Raw genomic sequence first — 23,773 nt, 5'->3', positions numbered from 1 at the left:
AAAGGTGCACCGCACGTCATGAACCCCTTATCCCGCGACGGCGAGCCCGAAATCGACCTGCACACCGACCGCCCGCACTCCGCGCGGGTCTACGACTACCTCCTCGGCGGCAAGGACAACTTCGCCCCCGACCGCGCCGCGGGCGACGCCTCGGTACGTGCCTGGCCCAGCCTGCCGACCTCCATGAAGCAGACGCGCGTCTTCATGCACCGGGTCACCAGGACGCTGGCCCGCGACTACGGCGTACGGCAGTTCCTGGACGTCGGCACCGGCATACCGACACCGCCGAACCTCCACGAGGTGGCCCAGGAGGTCGCCCCGGAGTGCCGGGTGGTGTACGTGGACAACGACCCCATCGTCCTCGCCCACGCCCGCGCGCTGCTCCAGAGCAGCGAGGAGGGCAGGACCGGCTACATCCAGGCCGACCTGCGCGACCCCGAGTCGATCCTCGGCGACCCCCAGCTGCGCACGGTGCTCGACCTCGACAAGCCGGTCGCGCTGTCGCTCATCGCCATCGTCCACTTCATCCTCGACGAGGACGACCCGCAGGGCATCGTCGCCCGGCTGCTGGACGCGCTGGCGCCGGGCAGCTTCCTGGCGCTGACCGTCTTCACCGGCGACACCGACCCGGAGCGCGTCGCGGGCGTCGGCCGCGAGTACAACGAGCGCGGCATCCCGCTGCAGATCCGCGACCGGGCCGAGGCGGAGCGGTTCTTCGCGGGCCTGGAGCCGATCGACCCGGGCGTGACGCTGGTCCACCACTGGCGGCCGGACGGCATCGGCGAGTCGGTGCCGAACTCGCACATCGCGATGTACGGCGGCGTGGCCCGCAAGCCGGGCTGACCCGACCGGGGCAACCCGCGCGGACCGGGCGGCGCGGCGGGCCGGTCCCGCGGGGCGGCCCCCGTTTCGTACCCGACACGGGTGGGCACCCCGGCGGAGCCATGGAGTAAGGTTTATCTCGACATCGAGATATCTGCCGAAGGTGCCACCCTCAAGTCGCCCCGCTTCGGACGTAGCGGCAGGATTGCGGTGGAACGCGAATGACGAAGGAGACTGTCGTGTCGGCGAACAGCTTCGACGCCCGCAGCACGCTGCAGGTGGGCGGCGAGTCGTACGAGATCTTCCGGCTGGACGAGGTGCCCGGTGCCGCCCGGCTCCCCTACAGCCTGAAGGTGCTGCTGGAGAACCTGCTCCGCACCGAGGACGGCGCGAACATCACCGCCGACCACATCCGGGCCCTGGGGAGCTGGGACTCCCAGGCGCAGCCGAGCCGGGAGATCCAGTTCACGCCGGCCCGCGTGATCATGCAGGACTTCACGGGCGTCCCCTGCGTCGTCGACCTCGCCACCATGCGCGAGGCCGTCAAGGACCTGGGCGGCGACCCCGCCCGGATCAACCCGCTGGCCCCGGCCGAGCTGGTGATCGACCACTCCGTGATCGCCGACAAGTTCGGCACCCCGGACTCCTTCCAGGTCAACGTGGAGCTGGAGTACGGGCGCAACCGCGAGCGCTACCAGTTCCTGCGCTGGGGCCAGACCGCGTTCGACGAGTTCAAGGTCGTCCCGCCCGGCACCGGCATCGTGCACCAGGTGAACATCGAGCACCTGGCCCGCGTCGTCATGGTCCGCGACGGCAAGGCGTACCCCGACACCCTCGTCGGCACCGACAGCCACACCACCATGGTCAACGGCCTCGGCGTGCTCGGCTGGGGCGTCGGCGGCATCGAGGCCGAGGCGGCGATGCTCGGCCAGCCCGTCTCGATGCTCATCCCGCGGGTCGTCGGCTTCAAGCTCACCGGCGAGCTGCCCACCGGCACCACCGCCACCGACCTGGTGCTGACCATCACCGAGATGCTGCGCAAGCACGGCGTCGTCGGCAAGTTCGTCGAGTTCTACGGCGCGGGCGTCGGCCAGATCCCGCTGGCCAACCGGGCGACCATCGGCAACATGTCGCCGGAGTTCGGCTCCACCGCCGCGATCTTCCCGATCGACGCCGAGACGATCACGTACCTGAAGCTCACCGGCCGCGACGCGCAGCAGCTCGCCCTGGTCGAGGAGTACGCCAAGGCCCAGGGCCTGTGGCACGACCCGGCGCACGAGCCGGAGTACTCCGAGTACCTGGAGCTGGACCTCGCCACGGTGGTGCCGTCGCTCGCCGGGCCGAAGCGCCCGCAGGACCGCATCGAGCTGTCGAAGGCCGCCGAGCAGTTCCGCCTCGACGTGCGCAACTACGTCGAGGACGCCGACGAGCCCGGCAAGGAGTCCTTCCCCGCCTCCGACGCCCCCGCCTCCTCCAACGGCGTACCGACGCGCGTCATCCCGGTGACCGCGCCCGACGGCACGACGTACGAGATCGACCACGGCGCCGTCACCGTCGCCGCCATCACCTCCTGCACCAACACCTCCAACCCGTCCGTCATGGTCGGCGCGGCGCTGCTGGCGAAGAAGGCGGTGGAGAAGGGCCTGACCCGCAAGCCGTGGGTGAAGACCACGCTCGCGCCGGGCTCCAAGGTCGTCATGGACTACTACGACCGGGCCGGGCTCACCCCGTACCTCGACAAGCTCGGCTTCAACCTCGTCGGCTACGGCTGCACCACCTGCATCGGCAACTCGGGCCCGCTGCCGGAGGAGATCTCCAAGGCCGTCAACGAGCACGACCTGGCCGTCACCTCGGTGCTCTCCGGCAACCGGAACTTCGAGGGCCGGATCAACCCCGACGTGAAGATGAACTACCTGGCCTCGCCGCCGCTGGTCGTCGCGTACGCGCTCGCGGGCACCATGAAGACCGACATCACCCGCGAGCCGCTGGGCACGGACAAGGAGGGCAAGCCGGTCTACCTGAAGGACATCTGGCCCAGCGAGCAGGAGGTCGAGGAGGTCGTCGCCGCCGCGATCGGCGAGGAGATGTTCACCGAGTCGTACCAGGACGTCTTCGCGGGCGACGAGCAGTGGCAGGCGCTGCCGATCCCGACCGGCGACACCTTCGCCTGGGACCCCGAGTCCACCTACGTGCGCAAGCCCCCGTACTTCGAGGGCATGGGCATGGACCCGGCGCCGGTCGAGGACATCGCGGGCGCCCGCGTGCTGGCCCTGCTCGGCGACTCGGTCACCACCGACCACATCTCGCCGGCCGGCGCCATCAAGGCCGACACCCCGGCGGGCACGTACCTCACCGAGCACGGCGTGACCCGCCGCGACTTCAACAGCTACGGCTCCCGCCGCGGCAACCACGAGGTCATGATCCGCGGCACCTTCGCCAACATCCGGCTGCGCAACCAGATCGCCCCGGGCACGGAGGGCGGCTACACCCGCGACTTCACCCGTGCGGACGCACCGGTCTCCTTCATCTACGACGCGGCCCAGAACTACGCCGCGGCCGGCACCCCGCTGGTGGTGCTGGCGGGCAAGGAGTACGGCTCCGGCTCGTCGCGCGACTGGGCGGCCAAGGGCACGGCGCTGCTCGGCGTCCGCGCGGTCATCGCCGAGTCGTACGAGCGCATCCACCGCTCGAACCTCATCGGCATGGGCGTCCTGCCGCTGCAGTTCCCGGCGGGCGCCACGGCGCAGTCCCTGGGCCTGACGGGCGAGGAGACCTTCGCCTTCACCGGCATCACGGCCCTGAACGACGGCGCGATCCCGGAGACGGTCAAGGTGACGACGGACACCGGCGTGGAGTTCGACGCGGTGGTACGGATCGACACCCCCGGCGAGGCGGACTACTACCGCAACGGCGGCATCCTCCAGTACGTGCTTCGCTCCCTCATCCGCGACTGACCCCTCACCGCCACACGAAACCCCGCGCCCTCCCACCGGGAGGGCGCGGGGTTCTCCGTACGGCCACCGTACGGGTACATCCGGGCGCTACGGTGCCGGTGAGGTCCCGGCCGGTGAGTCGAGTTGGCCCGCGTGAACGAGCACGAGGCGATCGCCGTTCGGTGGGCGAGGGGAGTCCGTCGTGCGGTGGGTCCGGGGCCCCGGCGGCGTGGTGGAGAAGCGCTTCGCGGAGCCCCCGTAGTCCGTCGTGGCCTGGGAGGACACGTCCTCGTGGTCGAGGCGACGCCGCCCGCGGAGGCGAGGAAGGACAACGCGGTCGTCCTCGACGCGGAGGGGACCGAACGGGTGAGACCGGAAGCGCCGCGGACCGGGGGCGAGCCGCACCCGGTCATCGGGTACTACACCGCCTACCTCGACGGCACCGGTCCCGTCGTGGTGGCGGCTACCCGGGTAGGGGACGTGTGGGGCCGGATCGACCTCGACGCCGGCATGCAGACGGACGTACGAACCTGGCGCTGATCAGGACATTCCGGGTGGCCCCGGGCGGGGCCCGGAGCGGCCGGAAGAGGGCTCCAAAAGGCTGGACCAATGGCAGTTGGGGGGGTGCGCGGCGGGTGGTCCGGCCGACCGGGTGCGGGTGGCGCTCCGGCGCGTTTCCCGCAGGTCTCAAGTCGGGAAATACTCTTGATGAACCTTGTATTCGATCTTGATTAGGCGGCGCCGAGTGGACTATACCTGTCCGCACCCGGCGGCACCCCCCACCCTCCGGCGCACCACCCTGCACCACTCACGTAACAGATGACCGCGGTAATCGGCTCCTGCACCATGAGGCACGACCCAACGGGGATCCGGTACACCGCCTGAGTCCTGGAGAGAGTGAGGACTTGAGCATGGGATCCAACTCGCATGTCGGTCGCCGCGATCTGATCAAGCGGGCCGTAGCCCTCGGCCTGATCTCCGTCCCCACCGTCAGCGCGCTGTCGGCGTGCGCCAGCGGTGGCGACGACGACAACGGCGGCGGTGCGAAGGGCAACAAGACCGACAAGAACCCGCTCGGTGTGGACAAGAACGCCGAGCTCGAAGTACTGATGTTCGACGGCGGTTTCGGTACGAAGTACGTCGACGACGACGCCACCGCGTACCAGAAGAACTTCGGCAAGGTGAAGACCGGCTCGACCGAGAAGATCCAGTCGAAGGTCCAGGGCCGGATGGCGGCCGGCGACCCGCCCGACCTCATCAACAACTCCGGCGACGAGGCCATGGACGTGCCCGCGCTCATCACGCAGGGGCAGCTCGCGGACCTCACCCCGCTGCTCGACGCCCCGTCCGTCGACGACCCGAACAAGACGGTCCGCGACACCCTGCGCGACGGCACCGTCGAGATGGGCCAGTACGGTGACGAGAAGGTCTACCGGATGAACATCGCCTATTCGGTGTTCGGTCTCTGGTACTCGCAGAAGCTGCTGGACGACAACGGCTGGGAGTACCCGAAGACCTGGGACGACATGCTCGCCATCTGCGCCGACGCGAAGAAGCAGAACATCGCCGGATTCGCGTACACCGGCGTCTACCCCCAGTACCTCGGCTTCAGCATGCTGCCGATGATCGGCAAGGTGGGCGGCGTCGAGGTGCTCGACGCGATCGACAACCTCGAACCCAACGCCTGGAAGCACGACGCCGTCAAGGGCGTCATGGAGGCGCACTACGAGCTGTACGACAAGGGCTACGTCCTGAAGAACTCGCCCGGCAAGACGCACACCGACGTTCAGACCGACTGGACCGAACGCGGCAACTGCATCTTCATCCCGAACGGCTCGTGGGTGGAGAACGAGTCCAAGGACACCACGCCCCCCGACTTCCAGATGACCGTCTCCCCGTCGCCGAACCTCGACAGCTCCGACGCGATGCCGTTCGAGACCATCTGGGCGCAGGCGGGCGAGCCCTTCATCGTGCCGGCGAAGGGCAAGAACTCCGTGGGCGCCATGGAGTTCCTGCGGAACATGCTGAGCAAGAAGTCCGCGGCGGGCTTCACCGAGCTGGTGTCGTCGCTGGCCTGCGTCGAGGGCTCCGAGGAGGGCCTCCAGCTCGGCACCGGGCTGACCACCGCCGTCGGGCTCCTCGAGGGCGCCGGTGAGAACTTCCTCAACCCCCGGTTCCCCGACTGGTACCCGACCCCGTACCGGGAGAAGATCGTCTTCGTCTGGGGCGACATGATGAAGGGCGGCATCAAGCCCGCCGAGGCCATCGACAAGATCCAGGGCATCGCCGACGAGACGGCCCAGGACGACAGCATCAAGAAGTACAAGCACTGAAACGGCGGATCCAGTCGGTGAGCGAGCGAGATGGGGGCGCCGGAATGACGGACGACGGCCTTGCCGTGACGAAAGTCGGGGAGCCCGGGAAACCCGCCGGGCGGCCGGTGCCCGGCACCCCGCGGAAAAAGAGCTTCATCAGCTCTCCGCGGTACCGGACCTACCTCAAGTACCGCTTCGTCACGGGATTCCTCATCGTCCCCCTCGGGCTGTACGCGGTGTTCGTCATCTCGCCGTTCATCCAGACCTTCTACTACTCGCTCACCGACTGGACCGGCGTCAGCAGCGACTTCAACATGGTGGGGTTCGAGAACTACTCCAGGCTGCTGGACGACTCGACCTTCTGGGCCGCCGTCCGCAACAACCTGATCCTCGCCCTCGCCGTACCGTTCGTGACGCTCAGCCTCGGCCTGTTCTTCGCCTTCATGGTCACCGTCGGCGGCCGGCACAAGAAGGGCGAGGCGGTCTCCGGGGTCCGCGGCGCCAAGACGTACAAGATCGTGTACTTCTTTCCGCAGGCACTGTCCATCGCCGTGATCGCGGCACTGTGGGGCTACATCTTCAAACCCGATGTGGGCCTGCTCGACCCCGTCCTGCCCGAGGCGCTGTCGCCGAACGGCGGCTGGCTGGCGGACTCGAAGTTCGCGCTGTGGGCCGTGATGATCGTGATGTGCTGGGCCATGGTCGGATTCTTTGTGGTCCTGTTCTCCGCGGCCATCGGGCAGATCCCCAAGGAGATCTACGAATCCGCGCTGCTGGACGGCGCCAGCCGGGCGTCGACCTTCTTCCGCATCACCCTGCCGCTCATCCGCGACACCGTGCAGACGGGCTGGGTGTACATGGGGATCATGGCGCTCGGAGCGGAGTCGTTCGCCGTCGTCAACATCATCACCCAGGGACCGGGCGGACCCGACGACTCCACCATGGTGCTCGGCGTCTACCTCTGGAACACCGGCTTCGGCCAACTGCAGGCCGGCAGGGGCGCGGCGATGGGCGTCGCGCTCTTCATCCTCACCATGATCCTCGCCGTGGCCGCGCTGTCCGTGGGCCGCCGCCGCGACCGCGTCGAGTACTGAGCATCGGGTAGCGAGCATCGAGTGCAGAGCACGATCCGGAAGGCCAGGTCATGACCACTGCGGAACCCACCGACCGCCCACCCGCGCTCGACAAGGCGGACGTGGCGGACGACACGTCGCGGTCGCCGCTGCTGGAGCCGCGGAAGAAGATCGAAGGCGCCGTACTCAACGTCTTCTCGCACGGCTTCCTGATCCTGTGGACCGTGCTGGCCGCGGGCCCGCTGGTGTGGGCCCTGATGAACGCCCTGAAGGACTCGGGCGACATCCTGGCCAACCCGTGGGCACTGCCCAGCAGCATCGACTGGGCGAACTGGTCCAACGCCTGGAGCCGGGCGCGGATCGGCCGGTATGCGGCCAACTCCCTCCTCATCGTGTCCATCTCCGTGCCGCTGACCATGCTCTTCGGGTCGATGGCCGCGTACGTGCTCGCGCGGTTCGACTTCAAGGGCGCGCGCATCGTCTACTTCACCTTCGTCGGCGGCATGGCGTTCCCCGTGGTGATGGCGCTCGTGCCGCTCTTCTTCGTCATGAAGAACCTCTCCCTGCTCGACACCCGGCACGGGCTGATCATGGTGTACATCGCGTACTCCATGCCGTTCACCATCTTCTTCATGACCACGTTCTTCCGCACCCTGCCCTCGTCGGTCTCCGAGGCCGCGGAGATCGACGGGGCGTCCCACACCCGGATCTTCTTCCAGGTGATGCTCCCCATGGCGAAACCCGGCCTGATCAGCGTGGGCATCTTCAACTTCCTCGGGCACTGGAACCAGTACGTGCTGCCCTTCGCGCTCAACCAGGGCAACGAGGACGACTACGTGCTCACCCAGGGCATCGGGCTGCTCTTCGCCCAGGCCGGATACCGCTCCGACTACGGCAGGCTCTTCGCAGGGCTGGTGATGGCGGCGCTGCCCATCCTCATCGTGTACATCATCTTCCAGCGCCAGGTGCAGTCGGGGCTCACGGCGGGCGCGGTGAAGTAGGGCGCGGTGACGCGGCATGCGGTGCGGTAAGCGCGGAGCGGCCGGTGCGGGGCCACCGCGCCGGCCGCTCCGCGCGGCGCTCAGCGTACGACCGTCTGGATCTCCTTGACGGTCACGTCGTACGTGCCGGAGGACATGCCCTCGGGCAGTTGCGGGTCGCCCGGCTCCGGCGGGCCGTTCGGGTCCGCCGAGGCGGTCCAGTGGACCTCCCAGGTGAGCGACGCCTCCAGCGGGTAGGTGCCCTCGCCGGAGGACTTGCGGTACGTCACGTTGCAGCCGGCGTCCGCCGTGTCGACGTCGTACCCGCCGGCGCCGCCGCTGAGGCCGTAGGTGCACGATTCAGGCTCGGCGTACTCGGTGCCGGCGTCGATCCGCAGTTCCTTGGGCGTGGCCACGGTGGTGGCGGCGTACTCCACGCCGAGGAGGTTGATGCTGGCGGTGGTCGACACCCGCTGGAGCCCGGTGTCGCTCCGGAAGGTGGCGTGCACCGGCAGGTTGACCTTCTGCAGCGCGAGGTCCGGCTTCAGCTTCACCGGCGGGGCGGGCAGCTTGGTCGCGTTGTAGGCGATCTCCGCGAGCATCTCGGGGCTGATGCTCACGCCGTCCTCAGGCACGTCTCCCTGGTCCACCCAGAAGGGGTTGCCCTGGAGGATGTCACATGCCTGGAACGCCTCCTCCTCGCCCATGTCCTTGTTGTAGACGACGGCCCACCAGGCGCCGTCCTTGTCCTTGTTCCACTCCTTGTCTTCCCACTCCTGGATCCAGTCGGCCTGCGCGCTCTCCGAGTGCGTCCAGGTGCCGGGGCCCCACTCCGCCATCTCCTCGGAGGTCATGACCGGCTCGTACCAGCAGGGCGGGGGAGTCCAGTTGCCCTGGACGGGAGTCATCGGCGGGGCGGAGGGGTCGCCGCCGGTGGAGGTGACCTTCACCTGGCTGGTCCACGCGCCGATGCCGTCGCCGCCGTCCGACTCGCCGCCTCCGCCGGTGCCCCAGCCGCCGCCCTGCGCGTACGCGGGCTGCGTGGCGGCCAGCAGCATCGCGGTCACGCCGACCGCGGCCGCGAGGCCCGTTCCCGAGCGGCGTACGACCGCCCCGTTCCGCGAACTCACCGACATGTCCCGTCCCCCTTCGTCCAGTCGGACTCGGTCACCGTCCAGGTGCCGTCGTCCGTGCGCGTGAGCGTCTGCCGGTACAGCCGCAACACCGCGGCGTTCTCGCCGCCCTCCGCGCCCACGCTCTTGCCGGTCTCCGCGTCGACGACGTAGCCGTCGCTCTGGTCCTCGCAGAACACGACCAGCGCCGAACCGTCCTTGACCTGCTTGACCTCGCGGTCGAAGTACCGTCCGGTGCCCGCGATGCGCTGCCCCTCGTCGGCGAAGCGCTCGAAGTCCCGCACATAGGTGGTGTAGGCCGGATCCTGCCAGTACTGCTCGAAGTTGGCCGTGGCCTTCTGCTGCCCGTAGCTCTCCACCATGGCGCTGAGGGCGTAGCCCTGGTCGCGCAGCACCGCGTCCTTCTTCTCGTCCCCGGTCTCCGCGGGCTCCACGTCCGCCTCGAGGTCGTCGGGGAAGTCGAAGGCGGGGGCGTCCGGGTCCTCTTCGGCGGGGGCGCTGGGGGACTCGGAGGAGTTGTTCTTCGCGCCCACGATCTCGTCTCCGCCGCCGTCGTCGGAACCGCCGCAGGCGGTGAGCAGCAGCGCCGCGCCGAGGGCTGTGGCCGTCACCCGGCCGAGGGTGCGGTGCCGCATCGGTGACCAACTCCCAGCGTCGTCAGGCTGACTGCGGCAGGGGCGGCCCGGTGAGGGCTCGGAGCGTTCGGTCTCCCGAGCGGTTGTGCGTCCCCCGCGCGTCATGTTCGGGGCAACGTTATCGAGCCACGTCCCGGACGGACCACCGGCTGCTGCCAGTTCGCGACATAGCCGTTACGTAGGTACGCGGGCCGCCTGGCGCCCGGCGGGCCGCGTCCGCCGGTGGCCGACCTCGACCGGGGTCGCCGGGAGTCCCGGCCCGCGGGCCGGCGGTACGGACCCCGGTGCCGCGGAGCTGCGCGGGTTACGGAATAGTCACGCCGTCAAGGTCTTGACGGCGGTAACCATGGCCGTCGAGCCTAGACTTCACAAGTTGTAGGCGATCCGGGTCCCATCGGCGTGGCCCGGGAGGTGGGGGGCCGTCGTGTCGCCCGCCGAACCAGGAGTGGATGGCCGTGGAGACTCCGGGCTCGCAGTCCTCGCTGCACCGGGCAAACCTTGAGCGCGTCGTGCGCGCCGTGCGACTGTCCGGTTCGCTCACGCAGGCGCAGATCGCGCGGAGCACCGGGCTGTCGGCCGCGACGGTCTCCAACATCGTCCGGGAGCTCCAGGAGAGCGGCACGGTCAGCGTCACGCCCACCTCCGCGGGCGGGCGGCGGGCGCGGGCCGTGTCCCTCAGCGGGGACGCCGGGATCGTCGTCGGGGTCGACTTCGGCCACACGCACCTGCGGGTGGCCGTGGGCAACCTGGCGCACCAGGTGCTCGCGGAGGAGTCCGAGCCGATCGACGTGGATGCGTCCGCGACCCAGGGCCTGGACCGCGCGGAGGCGCTGGTGAGCCGCCTGGTGGGGGCCACGGACGTGCCCGCGGACAAGGTCGTCGGCGTGGGCCTCGGGGTGCCGGGGCCGATAGACACCGAGACCGGTGTGCTGGGCTCCACCAGCATCCTGCCGGGCTGGACCGGCACGAACCCGCGCGACGACCTGCAGTCCCGCCTCGGCGTCCCGGTCTACGTCGACAACGACGCGAACCTCGGCGCCCTCGGCGAGCTGGTCTGGGGCAGCGGCCGGGGCGCCAAGGACGTGGCGTACATCAAGGTCGCCAGCGGCGTCGGCGCCGGCCTGGTGATCAACGGCCAGCTCTACCGCGGCCCCGGCGGCACGGCCGGCGAGATAGGGCACATCACGCTGGACGAATCAGGTCCCGTCTGCCGCTGCGGCAACCGGGGCTGCCTGGAGACCTTCACCGCCGGGCGCTACATCCTGGGCCTGCTGGAGGCCAGCCACGGCCCCGGGCTGACCGTGGAGCACATGGTGCAGCTCGCGCGGGACGGCGACCCGGGCTGCCGCCGGGTGATCGCCGACGTCGGCCGGCATATCGGCAGCGGCGTGGCCAGCCTGTGCAACCTGCTCAACCCCAGCCGGGTCGTCCTCGGCGGCGATCTCGCCGAGGCCGGGGAGCTGATCCTGCAGCCCATAGGGGAGTCCGTCGCGCGCTACGCGATCCCCAGCGCCGCCCGCCAGCTCGACCTCGCCTCCGGGGCGCTGGGCAGCCGCGCGGAGGTGCTCGGGGCGCTCGCCCTGGTGCTGAGCGAGATGGGCGACCGTTCGATCCTTGACGGCGCCGTACCGGTCCTCGCCCCCGCTCTCACGGACGGATGAGTTCACGTAGAGAAACCAGGCGATCGTATCCTTCTCGTTAAGCATTTACTTCTTGACGGCATGGTTACGGACGAGTTGACTACCTCACACCTCGGCCGCGAAGGCGCGGCCACGTCAGGGAGGTTCGACCGTGCACACCTATCTGCGCCGTGCGGCAGTCGCACTGGCCGCCGTAACCATGACCGTCGGCATCGCGGCCTGTGGCAGCGCCGATGAGGCCGACAACGACTCCGACAGCGGCGACAAGAAGAACGACGGGCCGTTGACGATAGGTCTCCTCCTGCCGGAGGACCAGACCGCGCGCTACGAGGACTTCGACCGGCCGCTGATCGAGAAGAAGATCGAGGAGCTGGCCCCGGGCACGAAGGTCATCTACAACAACGCCAAGCAGGACGCGACCACGCAGAAGCAACAGGTCGACACCATGATCACGCAGGAGGTCGACGCGCTGATCCTGGATGCCGTGGATTACAAGTCGGTCGCCTCCAGCGTCAAGGAGGCCGACGACGCCGGCATCCCCGTCGTCGCGTACGACCGCCTGGCCGAGGGCCCGATCAGCGGGTACACCTCCTTCGACAACAACAAGGTCGGCCAGGTCCAGGCCGAGTCCCTGCTGGAGGCGCTGGGCGACAAGGCCAAGGACGGCGAAGTCGTCATGCTCAACGGCTCCGTCACCGACCCGAACGCCGCGATGTTCAAGGAGGGCGCGCACTCCGTCCTCGACGGCAAGGTGAACATCGGCAAGGAGTACGACGTCAAGGAGTGGAAGGCGGAGAACGCCAACTCCGACATGAAGGGCGCCATCTCCTCGGTCGGCAAGGACAAGATCATCGGTGTCTACGCCGCCAACGACGGCATGGCGGGCGGCGCCATCACCGCGCTGAAGGCCGCCGACTTCGACCCGCTGCCGCCGGTCACCGGCCAGGACGCGGAGCTGGCGGGCGTGCAGCGCATCGTCACCGGCGAGCAGTACATGAGCGTTTACAAGCCGTACAAGCCCGAGGCCGACGCCGCCGCCGAGATGGCCGTCAAGCTGGCCCGCGGCGAGAAGATCGACTCCGTCGCGACCGGCACGGTGGACAGCGAGTCCGAGCAGGGCGTGCCCGCCGTGCTCATCGACCCGATCGCGCTGACCACGGAGAACATCGAGGAGACGGTCGTCAAGGACGGCCTGTGGACGATCGAGGAGATCTGCGCCGGCAAGTTCGCGTCCGCCTGCAAGGACGCCGGCCTGCAGTGAGCCGCTGAGCCGGCCGACAGCCACCCGCGTGCCCGGGGACCCGCCACCCCGACTCCCGCTGCCGGCGGGTCCCCGGGCACCCGGGCCCTCCTCTTGTCCACGCCCTATCCCCCTGTAGGAGATGGTTCACGTGTCCGCTACGCCCGTGCTGGCGTTGCGCGGGATCTCGAAGCGGTTCGGTGCCGTCCAGGCACTCACCGACGTCGATCTCGAGGTCCGCGCCGGTGAAGTGGTCGCCCTGGTCGGCGACAACGGCGCCGGAAAGTCCACTCTCGTCAAGACCGTCGCCGGCGTCCACGCCATCGACGACGGCCGCATCGAGTGGGGCGGCCGCCCCGTTCGTATCCACAAGCCGCACGACGCCCAGGACCTGGGCATCGCGACCGTCTACCAGGACCTGTCGCTCTGCGACAACCTCGACGTCGTCGGCAACCTTTTCCTCGGCCGCGAGATCCGCCGCGCGGGTGTCCTGGACGAGGTCGAGATGGAGCGCCGCGCCCGCGAGTTGCTCACCACCCTGTCCATCCGCATCCCCAGCGTCCGCATCCCCACCGCCTCCCTCTCCGGCGGCCAGCGGCAGACCGTGGCCATCGCCCGCTCGCTCCTCGGCGACCCCAAGCTCGTCATCCTCGACGAGCCCACGGCCGCCCTCGGCGTCGAACAGACCGCCCAGGTGCTCGACCTCGTCGAGCGGCTGCGCGAGCGCGACCACGCCGTGCTGCTGATCAGCCACAACATGGAGGACGTCAAGGCCGTCGCCGACCGGGTCGCCGTCCTGCGACTCGGCCGCAACAACGGCGTCTTCGACGTCGCGACCACGACGCAGGAAGAGATCGTCGCCGCCATCACGGGCGCCACGGACAACGCCGTGACGCGCCGCTCGGCGCGCGGAAGTGCGGAGGCAGCAAAGTGAGCACCGAGGGGACCAAGAAAGAGGACACCGCGAAGCCTGACCTCGCGAAGTCCGCCGCCCCCGCCGACACCCCGCCGGTCCCCGGCGCCGCCAAGGGCGCCGTCACCGCCGTCGACCCCCGGCTGGTCGTCCGCGAGCAGGGCTTCGCCGGCTATCTGACCGAGTTCAAGCGCCGCATGCGCGGGGGCGAGCTGGGCTCCGTCCCGGTCATCGTCGGCCTGATCCTCATCATGGCGATCTTCCAGGGCCTGGACGACGCCTTCCTGTCCGCGCAGAACCTCTCGAACATCTCCATCGACATCGCCGGTCCCGGGCTGATAGCCGTCGGCATCATCTTCGTCCTGCTGCTCGGCGAGATCGACCTGTCGATCGGGTCGGTCAGCGGGCTCGCGGGCGCGGTGTTCGCCGTGCTGGCCGTCCAGGAGGGGATGCCGGAAGTCCCGGCGATCATCCTCGCGATCCTCGTCGGCACCGCGACCGGCACCTTCCACGGCTTCTTCTTCGCCCGGATCGGCGTCCCGCCGCTCGTCGTGACCCTCGCGGGGCTCCTCGGCTGGCAGGGCCTGATGCTCTACATCCTGGGCAGCTCCGGCACCATCAACATCGACTCCGACGGCGTGGTCGGCAAGCTCACCACGTACTACTTCACCGACGTCGCCGCCGCCTACGGCGTGGCCACGGTCGCCGTCGGCGGCTACTTCGCCGCCGCGTACGTCGGCGCGAGGCGGCGCGAGGCGGCCGGGGTGCCGTCGCGGCCGCTGAGCGAGATCATCCTGCGCACGGCCGTGCTCGCGGTGCTCGCGTACGTCCCGGCGTACGTGCTGAACCAGTACAAGGGCCTGCCGCTGGCGCTGCTCATCTTCCTCATCGTGGTCGTCGGCGCGGACTTCACGCTGCGCCGCACCGGCTTCGGCCGGCGGATCTTCGCCCTCGGCGGCAGCGTCGAGGCCAGCCGCCGGGCGGGCATCGACGTCGACCTGATGCGCATCGCCGTCTTCGCCGTCTCCGGCACGCTGGCGGCGGTCGGCGGCCTCTTCATGACGTCGACCATCGCCGCGGCGAACCAGGGCGCGGGCGGCGGCACGCTGCTGATGAACGCGATCGCGGCGGCCGTCATCGGCGGCACCAGCCTCTACGGCGGCCGCGGCAGCAGCTGGTCCGCGCTGCTCGGCGTGCTGGTCATCATGTCCATCCAGTCGGGCCTGGCGCTCAAGGGCATCGACGCGCCGGTGCAGTACATGATCACCGGCTCGGTGCTGCTGGCGGCGGTCGTGATCGACTCCGTCTCCCGCCGCACCCAGAAAACGGCCGGACGCGCCTGACCGGCGCCCCGCCCGCCAACCGCCTGCACCCCCGTACCGATCCCGGTACGGGGGTGTAGGCGTTGCGGGCCTGTGGCATACATCGCACTGTCGGATCAGCGACCGGACATCGGGAACATTAGACTCGACCGGACGTTCCGGGCCCGGCACGTCCGTACGGACGGCGGGGCCCGGGGCCGTACGGCCCGAAGGCAGGCTGCGACAGCAAGGAGGCACGGGTGGCAATGCTGGCCCGTATCAAGGGACCGCGCGACCTGGACCGGCTCGGTCCCGAGCAGCTCGACCGGCTGGCCGCGGAGATCCGCACCTTCCTGGTGGAATCCGTCGCCCGCACCGGCGGCCACCTCGGCCCCAACCTCGGCGTGGTGGAGCTGAGTATCGCGCTGCACCGGGTCTTCGAATCGCCCCGCGACCGGGTGCTGTGGGACACCGGCCACCAGTCGTACGTGCACAAGCTGCTCACCGGCCGCCAGGACTTCGGCAAGCTGAAGAAGAAGGGCGGCCTCTCCGGCTATCCGTCGCGGGCCGAGTCCGACCACGACGTCATCGAGAACAGCCACGCCTCCACGGTCCTCGGCTGGGCCGACGGCCTGGCCAAGGCCAACGAGGTTCTCGGCCGCGACGCCGCGGTCGTCGCGGTCATCGGCGACGGCGCGCTCACCGGCGGCATGGCCTGGGAGGCGCTGAACAACATCGCCGCCGCGCAGGACCGCCCGCTCGTCATCGTCGTCAACGACAACGAACGCTCGTACGCCCCGACCATCGGCGGCCTCGCCGACCACCTCGCCACGCTGCGCACCACCGACGGCTACGAGCGCTTCCTCGCCCGCGGCAAGGAGCTGCTCGACCGTACGCCCGTCGTCGGCAAGCCGCTGTACGAGACCCTGCACGGCGCCAAGAAGGGCCTGAAGGACTTCATCGCACCGCAGGGCATGTTCGAGGACCTGGGGCTGAAGTACGTCGGCCCCATCGACGGCCACGACATCGCCGCCGTCGAGTCCGCCCTCCAGCGCGCCCGCCGCTTCGGCGGCCCCGTCATCGTGCACTGCCTGACCGAGAAGGGCCGCGGCTACCTGCCCGCGCGCCAGGACGAGGCCGACCAGTTCCACCAGGTCGGCGTCATCCACCCGGACACCGGCCTGCCGGTGGCCGCGGGCGGCGCCGACTGGACCTCCGTCTTCGCCGACGAGATGGTACGGATCGGCCGCGAGCGCCCCGACGTCGTCGGGATCACCGCCGCGATGATGCGCCCGGTGGGCCTGCAGAAGTTCGCCGAGACCTTCCCCGACCGGGTCTACGACGTGGGCATCGCCGAGCAGCACGCCGCGGTCTCCGCCGCCGGCCTGGCCACCGGCGGCCTGCACCCGGTCTTCGCCGTCTACGCCACGTTCCTCAACCGGGCGTTCGACCAGGTGCTGATGGACGTCGCGCTGCACCGCTGCGGGGTGACGTTCGTCCTGGACCGGGCCGGGGTCACCGGCAGCGACGGCGCCTCCCACAACGGCATGTGGGACATGTCGATCCTCCAGGTCGTCCCCGGGCTGCGGATCGCCGCCCCGCGCGACGCCGACCAGGTACGCGCCCAGTTGCGCGAGGCCGTCGACGTCGACGACGCCCCGACCGTCGTGCGCTACTCCAAGGGCGCCGTCGGCCCCGCGGTCCCCGCGATCGGCCGGACCGGCGGCATGGACGTGCTCCACGAGCCGGCGGCCGGCACCGAGGGCGCGGAGCACCCCGACGTGCTGCTCGTCTCCGTCGGCGCGCTGGCGCCGATGTGCCTGGAGGTCGCCGGGCTGCTCGACAAGCAGGGCATCACGACGACGGTCGTCGACCCGCGCTGGGTCAAGCCCGTCGACGCGGCGCTGCCGCCGCTCGCCGAGCGGCACCGCGTGGTCGTCACCGTCGAGGACAACATCCGCACCGGCGGCGTCGGCTCCGCCGTCGCGCAGGCGCTGCGCGACGCGGGCGTCGACATGCCGCTGCGCGACTTCGGCATCCCGGAGCGCTTCTTGGACCACGCCTCCCGCCAGGAGGTCCTGGCCGACATCGGCCTGACGGCCCCGGACATCGCCCGGCAGGTCACCGGCCTGGTCGCCCGGCTCGACCGGCGCGCGGACGACCAGGCCGATGACCTCGCGGCCCAGGGCACCGGGGAGGGCACGGTGTCGAAGGTCGCCGGGGACTGAGCGCCGCGACGGCGGACGAGGGGCGGCTCGTGCGGGCCGCCCCTTCGCCGTGTCTCGGCACCGGCCCGCGCCCGCCCGTGCCCGCGGGCGTCAGCCGGGCCGGACCGTGCGCGGGCCCGCCGTGGCCGCGCCGTGGCGGTGGACGCGGTCGCGCAGTGCGCGGTCCGCCGTGACCACCAGCACGCGGCGCTCCGGATCCCGCTCGGCCGCCTCGGCGACTACCTCCACGATCCGGTCGTCCCCGCTGCCGTCCGCCGCCACCACCCGTACCCCCGGCACCGCAGCCACCCCGCGGGCCGCGCCCTCGACCACGAGCACCACCTCCACCGGCCCCGGCAGCCCCGCCACGCCCGCTGAGGCGTACGGCACGAGGCCGTCGCGCAGCCGCTCCGCCGCCCCGTGCCGGTCGCGCCACCAGCCGTCGGGCACCGACCCGACGACGTTGGCGGCGTCCACGACGAGCAGCGGGAGGGGAGCGTCCATGCCGCCCACCCTCCCACGCCCGTACGACACGGACGTGCCCCGGCCGCACGCAGGCGGCCGGGGCACCGGTGACGTACCGCTACTCCGGGACGCTCGCCACGCCCGGCGGCAGGAACCGGCGGCCCGTGACGCGCTCGCTGACGCCCTCCCGGTCCAGGTACGGCGTGATACCGCCCAGGTGGAACGGCCAGCCCGCGCCGGTGATCAGGCACAGGTCGATGTCCTGCGCCTCGGCCACGACGCCCTCGTCCAGCATCAGCCGGATCTCCTGCGCGATGGCGTCCAGCGCCCGGTCGCGTACCTGCTCCTCCGTCAGCGCCGTCTCCCCGACCTGGAAGAGCGCAGCCACCTCCGGGTCCAGCTCCGGCTTGCCCGAGTCATGGACGTACAGCGTCCGCTTGCCCGCCTCCACGACCCGGCCCAGGTTCGCCGACTGCGCGAAGCGGTCGGGGAACGCCGCGGCGAGGGTGCCCGCGACGTGGTGGGCGACCGCGGGGCCGACCAGGTCGAGCAGCACGATCGGCGACATCGGCAGCCCCAGCGGCGCCAGCGCCCCGTCCGCGACCTCCACCGGCGTGCCCTCGTCCACTGCGCCCAGCACCTCGCCCATGAAGCGGGTGAGGATGCGGTTGACCACGAACGCCGGGGCGTCCTTGACCAGCACGGCCGACTTCTTCAGCTTCTTGGCGACGGCGAACGCCGTGGCCAGCGAGGCGTCATCGGTGTCCGCGGCCCGTACGATCTCCAGCAGCGGCAGGACCGCCACCGGGTTGAAGAAGTGGAAGCCCACGACCCGCTCGGGGTGCCGGAGCCCGGCGGCCATCTCCGTCACCGACAGGGACGAGGTGTTCGTCGCGAGGATCGCGGTCGGCGGGACGACCTCCTCCAGCTCGGCGAAGATCCGCTGCTTGAGGGAGAGTTCCTCGAAGACCGCCTCGATCACGAAGTCGGCGTCGGCGAACGCCGCGGTCTTGTCCATCGACCCGGTGACCAGCGCCTTGAGCCGGTTCGCCGCGTCCTGGTTCACCCTGCCCTTCAGCAGCAGCATGTCGATCTGCTCGTGGACCCACGCCACGCCCTTGTCGATCCGCTCCTGGTCGATGTCCGTGAGGACGACGGGCACCTCGAGACGGCGGACGAACAGCAGCGCCAACTGCGAGGCCATCAGCCCCGCGCCGACCACGCCGACCTTCGTGACCGGCCGGGCGAGGCTCTTGTCCGGCGCCCCGGCGGGCCGTTTGGCGCGCCGCTGCACGAGGTTGAAGGCGTAGATCCCGGCCCGCAGTTCGCCGCCCATGATCAGGTCGGCCAGCGCCTCGTCCTCGGCCGCGAAGCCCTGCCGCAGGTCGCCGTTCTTCGCCGCGGCCATGATGTCCAGCGCGCGGTACGCCGCCGGGGCGGCGCCGTGCACCTTGTCGTCGGCGACGGCGCGGCCGCGCTCGATCGCCGCGTCCCACGCCTCGCCGCGGTCGATGTCCGGGCGTACGACCTCCAGTTCGCCGCCGAGGACGGCGGCGGTCCAGGCGAGGGACTGCTCCAGGAAGTCGGCGCCCTCGAAGATCGCGTCGGCGATGCCCAGGTCGTAGACCTGCTTGCCCTTGAGCTGCCGGTTCTGGTTGAGGCTGTTCTCGATCACGACGGTGACCGCGCGGTCCGCGCCGATGAGGTTCGGCAGCAGCGTGCAGCCGCCCCAGCCGGGCACCAGCCCGAGGAAGACCTCCGGCAGCGAGAACGCCGGCACGGCGGTGGAGACGGTGCGGTACGTGCAGTGCAGCCCGATCTCGACGCCGCCGCCCATCGCGGCGCCGTTGTAGTACGCGAACGTCGGCACGCCCAGATCGGCCAGCCGCGTGAACACCTCGTGCCCGCCGCGCCCGATGGCCAGCGCCTCGTCGCGCCGCCCGAGCACCTCGACGCCCTTGAGGTCGGCGCCGACGGCGAAGATGAACGGCTTGCCGGTGACGCCGACGCCGACGATCGCGCCCTCCGCGGCCTCCTTCTCGACCTGGTCGAGCGCGGCGTCGAGGCCGGCGAGCGACTGCGGGCCGAAGGTGGTCGGCTTGGTGTGGTCGAAGCCGTTGTCGAGGGTGATCAGCGCGAACCGGCCCGCGCCGCCCGGCAGGTCGAGGTGGCGTACGTGCGCCTCTGTCACGACCTCGTCCGGGAAGCGCCCGGCCGCGCCCTTGAGAAGTTCCACGGTGCTGCTGCTCACTTGCCTGCCCCCTCGAAGTGCGGGTTCTCCCAGATGACCGTGGCGCCCATGCCGAAGCCGACGCACATGGTGGTGATGCCGTACCGCACCTGCGGCTGCTCCTCGAACTGCCGGGCCAGTTGCGTCATCAGCCGCACGCCGGAGGAGGCGAGAGGGTGGCCGAAGGCGATGGCGCCGCCGTACTGGTTGACGCGGGGGTCGTCGTCGGCGATGCCGAAGTGGTCGAGGAACGCGAGCACCTGCACGGCGAACGCCTCGTTGATCTCGAACAGGCCGATGTCGCCGATGCCGAGGCCCGCCTTGGCGAGCGCCTTCTCGGTGGACGGGATCGGGCCGACGCCCATCACCTCGGGCTCCACGCCGGCGAAGGCGAACGACACCAGCCGCATCTTCACCGGCAGCCCGGCGGCGCGCGCCACGTCCTCGGCGGCGATGAGGGAGGCGGTGGCGCCGTCGTTGAGCCCGGCGGCGTTGCCGGCGGTGACCCGGCCGTGGGCGCGGAAGGGGGTCTTCAGCGTCGCGAGGTTCGCCAGCGTGGTGCCGGGGCGCATCGGCTCGTCCTGCGTGGCCAGGCCCCAGCCGGTCTCGCCGGCTTCGGTGGTGGTGCGGCGGACGGAGATGGGCACGAGGTCGGCCTGGATCCGCCCGTTCGCGTACGCCTTGGCGGCCTTCTCCTGGGAGTGCACCGCGTACGCGTCGGCGCGGGCCTTGGTCAGGTGCGGGAAGCGGTCGTGCAGGTTCTCCGCGGTCATGCCCATGAAGAGGGCGGACTCGTCGACGAGCTTCTCGGAGACGAACCGCGGGTGGGGATCCACGGCCTCGCCCATCGGGTGCCGGCCCATGTGCTCGACGCCGCCGGCCAGGGCGATGTCGTACGCGCCGAAGGCGGTGGAGGCGGCGGTCGTCGTCACGGCGGTCATGGCGCCGGCGCACATCCGGTCGATGGAGTACCCGGGCACGGTCGGCGGCAGCCCGGCGAGGATGCCGGCGGTGCGGCCGATGGTCAGGCCCTGGTCGCCGATCTGGGTGGTGGCGGCGATGGCGACGTCGTCGACGGTGGCGGGGTCGAGGGCGGGGTTGCGGCGCAGCAGCTCGCGGATGCACTTGACGACGAGGTCGTCGGCGCGGGTCTCGTGGTAGATGCCCTTCGGGCCCGCCTTGCCGAACGGGGTCCGGACGCCGTCGACGAAGACGACGTCCCTTGCGGTACGAGGCACGGGCTCTCCTCCGGAGGGGATGCGGGTTCACGCGGCACCGGCCCGCGGGGGACGGGCACGGCTCGCCCCCATGCTACTCACGGGTAACAGAAGCTGCCCAGGGGCCTGCCGGAGTTGTGCCTCACAGTCCCCTCGCCGGGGGGACGATACCGGGATGGGGAGCTGCGGCGCGGCGGGCGGGGCGGCTGCGGGAGGCGCCTTACGGCACCGGGACCGGTGACCGGCCGCCGCCACGGCTTCGCCCGGGCGCACGTCCCGGGCGCCGGGGCTCCGGCCCGCGTGCCTTGCCGCCCCCGCCGGGTCCGATGGTTTACCGGCCTCGGGCCCGTACGGCGTCGCCGCCCACCCCACCGGACCGGGGTCCGCACCGCTCCTGGGCCGAGGTCGGGGTCAGTTGCTGACTGCTGCTGTCAGGAGGGGGGTGACCTGGGTGATCTGCCAGGGGCGGGCGCCGAGGTCGGTGAGGGCTGCTGCCACCGACTCCTCCGTGGGTTCCTTCGGGGGCTCCCAGCAGATGCGGCGCACCGTGTCCGGTGCGATCAGGTTCTCCTGCGGCAGGCCCAGCTCCTCCGCGCGTGCCGTCACCGCCGCCCGCGCCGCCGACAGGCGTGCCGCCGCGGCCGGGTCCTTGTCCGCCCACGCGCGCGGCGGCGGCGGGCCGTTCAGCGGCAGGCCCGGCTGCGGCAGCTCGGACTCCGGCAGCGCGCGGGCGCGCTCCACCGCGGCGAGCCACTGCTCCAGCTGCCGCCGGCCCATGCGGTGCCCGAAGCCCGGCAGCGCGGCCAGCGCCCGCGTGGACGTCGGCATCGCCAGCGCCGCCTCCACGATGGCGGTGTCCGCGAGCACCTTGCCCGGCGAGATGTCCCGCCGCTGCGCGATGCGGTCCCGGGCCGTCCACAGCTCCCGTACGGTGCCGAGCTGGCGCCTGCGCCGTACCTTGTGCATGCCCGACGTACGCCGCCAGGGGTCCCGGCGCGGCTCCGGCGGCGGCGCCGCGGCGATCGCCGCGAACTCCTCCTCCGCCCACCGCAGCTTCCCCTGCGCCGTCAGCTCCTCGACCAGCGCGTCCCGCAGGTCCACCAGCAGCTCGACGTCGAGCGCGGCGTAGCGCAGCCACGGCTCGGGCAGCGGCCGGGTGGACCAGTCGACGGCGGAGTGGCCCTTCTCCAGCGCGTACCCGAGGACGTTCTCGACCATCGCGCCGAGCCCGACCCGGGGGAAGCCGGCCAGCCGCCCCGCCAGCTCCGTGTCGAACAGCGCGCCAGGACGCATGCCTATCTCGGCGAGACACGGCAGATCCTGGGTCGCCGCGTGCAGAACCCATTCCGCATCGCCGATCGCCGCCGCGAGCCCGGAGAGGTCGGGACAGGCCACCGGGTCGATCAGCGCCGTGCCCGCGCCCTCCCGGCGCAACTGCACGAGGTACGCCCGCTGCCCGTAGCGGTAGCCGCTGGCGCGCTCCGCGTCGATGGCCACGGGACCGCTGCCCGCGGCGAACGCGCGGACGACCTCGGCGAGCGCCCCGGGGTCCGCGGTGACGGGAGGAATGCCCTCGCGGGGATCGAGAAGGGGGACCGGCGCCGATCCGGAAGTCGGTGCTCCGGGGGCGGGGAGTCTGTCCTCTGCTGCGGTCTCTTGGGCGTCGGTCACGTGTCAAGGGTATCTGTGAGTCGTGCACGACAGCGCCCGTCGACGGAACGTTACGTCGACGGGCGCCGCGCGGCTGCCTGGAGAGGGCCCGTCACCGGGCCCCGGTCAGTGGATGATCCCGGTACGAAGTGCCACCGCCACCATGCCGGCGCGGTCGCCCGTGCCGAGCTTGCGTGCGATGCGGGCGAGGTGGCTTTTGACGGTCAGCGCGGACAGTCCCATCGAGACGCCGATGGCCTTGTTCGACTGGCCCTCCGCCACCAGCCGCAGCACCTCGACCTCGCGGCCGGACAGCTCGCGGTAACCGCCGGGGTGTCCGGGCGGACCGGAGTTGCCGCCGGCGCCGGGGGAGCCCGGTGGGCGGCGGTGGTGGAGCCGGCCCGCGGCGGCGCCGATGTGCGCGGCGTTGGGGCGGGTGGGCAGGCCCATGCCGGTGCGGGTGCCGGTGACGACGTAGCCCCGGACGCCGCCCGCGAGGGCGTTGCGTACGGCGCCGATGTCGTCGGCGGCGGAGAGCGCGAGGCCGTTGGGCCAGCCCGCGGAGCGCGCCTCGGAGAGCAGCGTGAGGCCGGAGCCGTCGGGCAGGTGGACGTCGGCGACGCAGATGTCGCGGGGGTTGGCGATCCGGGGGCGGGCCTCCGCGATGGACGACGCCTCGATCACGTCGCGCACGCCCAGCGCCCACAGGTGGCGGGTGACGGTCGAGCGCACGCGGGGGTCGGCCACGACGACCATGGCCGTCGGCTTGTTGGGGCGGTAGGCGACCAGGCTTGTGGGTTGCTCGAGGAGAACAGACACCAGGTCCCTCCAGACGGTGTGCGGGGACGGGGCCGGCTGGGAGAGCCGGGACGTTCCGTGTCGCGTACGGGCCGCGTACGGAAGGTCTCTCACGTCTTCGGCAGGAGCCCGGAGGGGCTTTAGGCAATGATCACGAATTAGTGAGAAAAAAACGGACAATTCGGATAGGCGATCGACTGCGCCGTCCCGGCCCCGGGGCC

General features: G+C 71.1%; 18 protein-coding genes. 11 read left to right on the top strand and 7 right to left on the bottom strand.

The window, feature by feature from the left end; genetic code table 11:
* The first annotated feature begins 18 nt into the window (after window positions 1–18).
* The 6 genes from FB457_RS09415 (at window position 19) to FB457_RS09390 (ending at window position 8,144) form a co-directional block, all read left to right on the top strand.
* A complete protein-coding gene (locus FB457_RS09415) occupies window positions 19–843 on the top strand; it encodes an SAM-dependent methyltransferase (protein ID WP_047020464.1) in 825 nt (274 codons plus the stop codon).
* Window positions 844–1,061: 218 nt separating this feature from the next.
* The gene (gene acnA / locus FB457_RS09410; protein WP_145781583.1) at window positions 1,062–3,776 is read left to right on the top strand and encodes an aconitate hydratase AcnA; all 2,715 of its coding nucleotides are present in this window, start codon (window positions 1,062–1,064) and stop codon (window positions 3,774–3,776) included.
* Window positions 3,777–4,046: 270 nt separating this feature from the next.
* Window positions 4,047–4,295 carry a hypothetical protein gene (locus FB457_RS09405; protein ID WP_145781479.1) on the top strand — a complete coding sequence of 83 codons (249 nt, stop codon included), beginning with the start codon at window positions 4,047–4,049 and terminating at the stop codon, window positions 4,293–4,295.
* A gap of 371 nt (window positions 4,296–4,666) precedes the next feature.
* The gene (gene ngcE / locus FB457_RS09400) at window positions 4,667–6,088 is read left to right on the top strand and encodes an N-acetylglucosamine/diacetylchitobiose ABC transporter substrate-binding protein (RefSeq protein ID WP_145781477.1); all 1,422 of its coding nucleotides are present in this window, start codon (window positions 4,667–4,669) and stop codon (window positions 6,086–6,088) included.
* A 44-nt stretch (window positions 6,089–6,132) separates the two neighbouring features.
* Window positions 6,133–7,164 (top strand): carbohydrate ABC transporter permease, encoded by a 1,032-nt coding sequence (locus tag FB457_RS09395; protein ID WP_145781476.1) that lies wholly within the window; start codon window positions 6,133–6,135, stop codon window positions 7,162–7,164.
* A gap of 50 nt (window positions 7,165–7,214) precedes the next feature.
* The gene (locus tag FB457_RS09390; protein ID WP_145781474.1) at window positions 7,215–8,144 is read left to right on the top strand and encodes a carbohydrate ABC transporter permease; all 930 of its coding nucleotides are present in this window, start codon (window positions 7,215–7,217) and stop codon (window positions 8,142–8,144) included.
* Between the two features lie 80 nt (window positions 8,145–8,224).
* Here the strand turns inward: FB457_RS09390 and FB457_RS09385 are convergent, their stop codons facing one another.
* Together FB457_RS09385 and FB457_RS09380 are read right to left on the bottom strand one after the other, a co-directional pair.
* On the bottom strand, window positions 8,225–9,259 hold the full coding sequence (locus FB457_RS09385) for a hypothetical protein (protein ID WP_145781472.1): 1,035 nt from the start codon (window positions 9,257–9,259) through the stop codon (window positions 8,225–8,227).
* Window positions 9,250–9,867: a hypothetical protein gene (locus FB457_RS09380; RefSeq protein ID WP_145781471.1), complete on the bottom strand. Its 618-nt coding sequence runs from the start codon at window positions 9,865–9,867 to the stop codon at window positions 9,250–9,252. The genes FB457_RS09385 and FB457_RS09380 overlap by 10 nt, the downstream gene beginning before the upstream one ends.
* A 479-nt stretch (window positions 9,868–10,346) precedes the next feature.
* Here FB457_RS09380 and FB457_RS09375 point away from each other — a divergent pair, with 479 nt between their 5' ends.
* The 5 genes from FB457_RS09375 to dxs all read left to right on the top strand — a co-directional run bounded on the left by FB457_RS09375 (window position 10,347) and on the right by dxs (window position 17,213).
* The gene (locus tag FB457_RS09375) at window positions 10,347–11,552 is read left to right on the top strand and encodes an ROK family transcriptional regulator (RefSeq protein WP_047020467.1); all 1,206 of its coding nucleotides are present in this window, start codon (window positions 10,347–10,349) and stop codon (window positions 11,550–11,552) included.
* A gap of 130 nt (window positions 11,553–11,682) precedes the next feature.
* A complete protein-coding gene (locus FB457_RS09370; RefSeq protein WP_078898485.1) occupies window positions 11,683–12,792 on the top strand; it encodes an ABC transporter substrate-binding protein in 1,110 nt (369 codons plus the stop codon).
* Window positions 12,793–12,913: 121 nt separating this feature from the next.
* Window positions 12,914–13,705, top strand: coding sequence for an ATP-binding cassette domain-containing protein (locus FB457_RS09365; protein ID WP_047018641.1), 792 nt, complete (start codon window positions 12,914–12,916; stop codon window positions 13,703–13,705).
* Window positions 13,702–15,027 carry a sugar ABC transporter permease gene (locus FB457_RS09360; RefSeq protein WP_047018642.1) on the top strand — a complete coding sequence of 442 codons (1,326 nt, stop codon included), beginning with the start codon at window positions 13,702–13,704 and terminating at the stop codon, window positions 15,025–15,027. The genes FB457_RS09365 and FB457_RS09360 overlap by 4 nt, the downstream gene beginning before the upstream one ends.
* Before the next feature lie 218 nt (window positions 15,028–15,245).
* Window positions 15,246–17,213: a 1-deoxy-D-xylulose-5-phosphate synthase gene (dxs, locus tag FB457_RS09355; protein ID WP_145781469.1), complete on the top strand. Its 1,968-nt coding sequence runs from the start codon at window positions 15,246–15,248 to the stop codon at window positions 17,211–17,213.
* A gap of 90 nt (window positions 17,214–17,303) precedes the next feature.
* Here dxs and FB457_RS09350 read toward each other — a convergent pair whose 3' ends face one another.
* The 5 genes from FB457_RS09350 to FB457_RS09330 form a co-directional block, all read right to left on the bottom strand.
* Window positions 17,304–17,696 (bottom strand): PIN domain-containing protein, encoded by a 393-nt coding sequence (locus tag FB457_RS09350; RefSeq protein ID WP_047018644.1) that lies wholly within the window; start codon window positions 17,694–17,696, stop codon window positions 17,304–17,306.
* Between the two features lie 79 nt (window positions 17,697–17,775).
* A complete protein-coding gene (locus tag FB457_RS09345) occupies window positions 17,776–19,908 on the bottom strand; it encodes a 3-hydroxyacyl-CoA dehydrogenase NAD-binding domain-containing protein (RefSeq protein WP_145781467.1) in 2,133 nt (710 codons plus the stop codon).
* Entirely contained in the window at window positions 19,905–21,125 is a 1,221-nt protein-coding gene (locus FB457_RS09340; RefSeq protein ID WP_145781466.1) for an acetyl-CoA C-acyltransferase, read from the bottom strand. Before FB457_RS09340 ends, FB457_RS09345 begins: the two co-directional genes overlap by 4 nt.
* Before the next feature lie 390 nt (window positions 21,126–21,515).
* Window positions 21,516–22,775: a ribonuclease D gene (locus FB457_RS09335; protein WP_078898486.1), complete on the bottom strand. Its 1,260-nt coding sequence runs from the start codon at window positions 22,773–22,775 to the stop codon at window positions 21,516–21,518.
* A gap of 105 nt (window positions 22,776–22,880) precedes the next feature.
* On the bottom strand, window positions 22,881–23,573 hold the full coding sequence (locus tag FB457_RS09330) for a response regulator transcription factor (protein ID WP_047018647.1): 693 nt from the start codon (window positions 23,571–23,573) through the stop codon (window positions 22,881–22,883).
* Window positions 23,574–23,773 lie beyond the last annotated feature (200 nt).

It is taken from the genome of Streptomyces sp. CNZ287 (genome assembly GCF_007827615.1).
This window is presented reverse-complemented; position numbering and strand designations above follow the sequence as displayed.

Excerpts from the sequence above, each read along its gene's own strand:
- FB457_RS09415 (WP_047020464.1), top strand. The coding sequence starts at position 19 with ATGAACCCCTTATCCCGCGACGGCGAGCCCGAAATCGACCTGCACACC.
- FB457_RS09350 (WP_047018644.1), bottom strand. The coding sequence starts at position 17,696 with ATGGACGCTCCCCTCCCGCTGCTCGTCGTGGACGCCGCCAACGTCGTC.
- FB457_RS09385 (WP_145781472.1), bottom strand. The coding sequence starts at position 9,259 with ATGTCGGTGAGTTCGCGGAACGGGGCGGTCGTACGCCGCTCGGGAACG.
- FB457_RS09395 (WP_145781476.1), top strand. The coding sequence starts at position 6,133 with ATGACGGACGACGGCCTTGCCGTGACGAAAGTCGGGGAGCCCGGGAAA.
- FB457_RS09365 (WP_047018641.1), top strand. The coding sequence starts at position 12,914 with ATGGTTCACGTGTCCGCTACGCCCGTGCTGGCGTTGCGCGGGATCTCG.
- FB457_RS09390 (WP_145781474.1), top strand. The coding sequence starts at position 7,215 with ATGACCACTGCGGAACCCACCGACCGCCCACCCGCGCTCGACAAGGCG.
- ngcE (WP_145781477.1), top strand. The coding sequence starts at position 4,667 with ATGGGATCCAACTCGCATGTCGGTCGCCGCGATCTGATCAAGCGGGCC.